Here is a 2,516-nt window from a genome sequence, read left to right as displayed (position 1 = left end):
ACAAGCACATCTTTTGAAAATGGATAAAACCATACCAACCCTTGCGTTGATTTTTGAATTGAGTGAAGGCGGGCGTTTTGAAATCAATAGAGATGCCCTTGAGAGAGCTTTGTGTTGGGAAAAATATCTGATAAGTCACGCAAAACGTCTTTATGCGGCGGGGGATACAGTAACAGCAGAGCGTGCAAAATTGATTGTTGAACGCTGTGATTATTTACCCGATGGTTTTACTTCACGTGATGTTTATAAACGTGATTGGAAATGTTTAACAGACAATGAAGCCGTTAAGCAAGCTTTAGAGCTTTTATGTCGTTGTAACTATATTCGTCAAATAGCAAGTAATCATAGCTCTAAAGGCGGTCGACCTACCATACATTATGAATGGCACCCCTTAGTGACAAGTCATAAGACATCACACTGAGGCAATTTGGAAATCTTATAAAACATTAAACAATATAACAGTGAACCTTCAAAGCACTCCCCATCATTAGTTTTGGGGGGTTTTAGGGGTTTTGGGGGGCGCTTTTTACCCATTATTATTTTATTTTTTGAATACAAAATAAAAGTTATTATATTTCAATATGTTAGTATTTTACAGATCTTAAAAAAACAACCTATATTGATAACACAACCTCTAAATTCAACCAATAACATACGTTTTGTAGGGGTTTTGGGGGTTTTAAAAACAGACAAAACCTATGGTAAAATGCATCAAAATGATCATTCTGATATTTTAAAGCCCATAGTGCATTTGTTTTGATTAACACGTTAATTAACATATCAAATAAATAGCAAATTTCACTACTGTGCTGATCTAACCATGCGTCATAGGCTGTGGATAAATAGCCTTTTAAAGCCCCTTTTGAAAAAATTTATCCGTTTTTATGCATTTTTCTGCATTTTTTCTCAATTCGTCCAAAATGGATTTAATAAGCTTCATTTTGATTCTTTTGAAAAGAATTAAACACATTATAAAAAAACGGAGCTCTGTTATAATATGCTGCAATCTCTTAAGTCTGATCATGAACATGTCACTTTACGCTCTCTCTTACAATCTTATCGTAATCAAGCGATATCAGATGAGGATAAGCAAGCTGCTTTTGAAAAGTTTGTTATAGCCTATTTAACACAAGACCCATTGCAAAAGCAGGAATACGAAAAGGTTCAAACTTATAGAGAAGTCGCTGATGAAAAGGGATGGAAAGGAAGCGATATAGACACTGATATTGATTTGGTCGCAAAAGTTCGTGATCAAGAGGAATATGTTGCTATTCGCTGTCAATTTTATGAAACCAATCATCAGATTACACAAGAGGACATTGAAAGCTTTATCGCTATCTCTGGTAAAAGCAGGTTTAAATATCGTCTTCTGATTGATAGCACGGAAGGGGAATTAAGCGAAAATGCCAATACCATGATTGAAGGACAAGCCGTTCCGGTTTATCGGATACATCTCTTTGATATGGAAAACAGTCAAATCGATTGGGGGATTTTTGATAAGACAGGCAAAATCGTCCTTTACGAGCGAAAGAAGAAAAAACTTTTAGATCATCAGATAGAAGCACTAAAAGCTGTTTGTGAAGGCTTAAAAGAAGCAGACCGTGGCAAGCTTATTATGGCGTGTGGAACGGGCAAAACTTTCACAAGCCTTAAGATAGCAGAGACCATAGCAGGTCAAGGCAAGCGTGTGTTGTTTCTGGTGCCCTCTCTTGCTTTGATGTCACAAACAATCCGTGAATGGACACTGGATACAGAACTGCCCTTGCGTTCCTTTGCGGTATGTTCTGATAGGCAAATAGGCAAGCGTCGTAAATCCCAAGAGGATGATAGTGAATTATCGGCATCGGATTTAGCCTTACCTGCAACAACCAATGCACAAGAGCTTGTCGAGAAAGTAGGAAAGTTTTCTCCCCATGCTATGGTTGTTATTTTTGCAACCTATCAATCCATTCAAGTGATTGCTGATGCTCAAAAGGATCATGGATTAGCGGCATTTGATTTGATCATTTGTGATGAAGCCCATAGAACCACGGGGGCAACATTAGGAAGCGATGAGAATGAATCTGAGTTTGTTAAGGTTCATAACAACAGCGTTATTCAAGGGAACAAACGTCTGTATATGACAGCAACACCTCGTATCTTTAGTGATACAGCTAAAAAGCGTGCGGATGAGGTAAATGCCGTTCTAGCGTCTATGGATGATGAAAGTATTTATGGAAAAGTTCTTTATACCTATAGTTTTACTGATGCCGTTAAGAATGAACTTTTAACCCCTTATAAGATTATTGTTTTGGGTGTTGATGAGGGGGAAATCAGTAAAAGCATGGAGATGCCAACCACCAGTAAGGATTATGAACTTATTCTTGATGACAGAACAAAGATTGTTGGTTGTTATCAAGCTTTGACCAAAATGGATATCAAGGTTGATCTTGGAGATGATACGAGCCCCATGCGTCGGGCTTTGGCTTTTTGTAAAGATATCCAAACCTCTAAACGTATCCGTGATACCTTTCATG

2 protein-coding genes are annotated in these 2,516 nt (G+C 37.6%); both read left to right on the top strand.

Annotation, left to right across the window (positions count from 1 at the left end):
* A partial coding sequence (locus PVV65_RS09470; RefSeq protein WP_404978403.1) for a DUF3987 domain-containing protein occupies positions 1–421 on the top strand: 421 nt, incomplete at its 5' end.
* Between the two features lie 576 nt (positions 422–997).
* A partial coding sequence (locus PVV65_RS09465) for a DEAD/DEAH box helicase family protein (RefSeq protein ID WP_273789990.1) occupies positions 998–2,516 on the top strand: 1,519 nt, incomplete at its 3' end.

It is taken from the genome of Bartonella sp. ML70XJBT (genome assembly GCF_028618425.1).
GTDB lineage: Bacteria > Pseudomonadota > Alphaproteobacteria > Rhizobiales > Rhizobiaceae > Bartonella.
This window is presented reverse-complemented; position numbering and strand designations above follow the sequence as displayed.